The organism is Burkholderia alba (genome assembly GCF_034721475.1).
GTDB lineage: Bacteria > Pseudomonadota > Gammaproteobacteria > Burkholderiales > Burkholderiaceae > Burkholderia > Burkholderia alba.
The window spans coordinates 1-688 of sequence record NZ_JAWJWL010000158.1 but is presented as its reverse complement, the minus strand read 5'-3'; the positions used below and the strand labels follow the sequence as shown (position 1 = coordinate 688).

Annotated in this window: 2 pseudogenes; both read right to left on the bottom strand. The window is 68.0% G+C overall.

Annotated features, from left to right (window positions below):
- Positions 1–333 (bottom strand): annotated as a pseudogene (locus tag RZR99_RS32990) (TolC family protein); the annotation flags it as partial.
- Between the two features lie 64 nt (positions 334–397).
- Positions 398–688, bottom strand: a pseudogene (locus RZR99_RS32985) (TolC family protein); the annotation flags it as partial.

Here is a 688-nt window from a genome sequence, read left to right as displayed (position 1 = left end):
CGTGTTCTGCGCACCGACGATCTGCCGCACCGCCTCCTCCCGGCTCCTGGCGAGCCGGGTCGACGCGCTGTCCGCGTCGTTGCGCGCCTGCGCCAGCACCGCCGAGCGCAGGCCGCCGTCGTACAGCGGAATCGTCACCCCCAGCATCACGCTGCCGCCGTAACGCCCGCCGCTCAGGTTGACCGTCGGCAACTGCTGCCCGATCGCCGGCACGGCCGACAGCGACGTACTGCTGGTGTTGTACGCACCGGACGCCGACAGGAACACCTTCGGCATGAACTCCGATTCGGCCGCCTTGATCTTCGCCAGATTGGCCCGCTCCATCGCATAGGCGCTCAGGANTCGGCAACTGCTGCCCGATCGCCGGCACGGCCGACAGCGACGTACTGCTGGTGTTGTACGCACCGGACGCCGACAGGAACACCTTCGGCATGAACTCCGATTCGGCCGCCTTGATCTTCGCCAGATTGGCCCGCTCCATCGCATAGGCGCTCAGGACGTCCGGGCGCTGCGCGATCGCGGACGACACGATCCGCTCGACCGGTTCGTTCATCGCCGGCGACAGCGGCCGCACCGGCATCTCGGCGATCTTCGGCTTCGACAGCGGCGAGATGCCCATCGCCGAAATCAGCGCCAGATAACTGTTGCTCTCCGCGCCCTGCGCCTGGACCAGCGCGAGCTTCGCCTG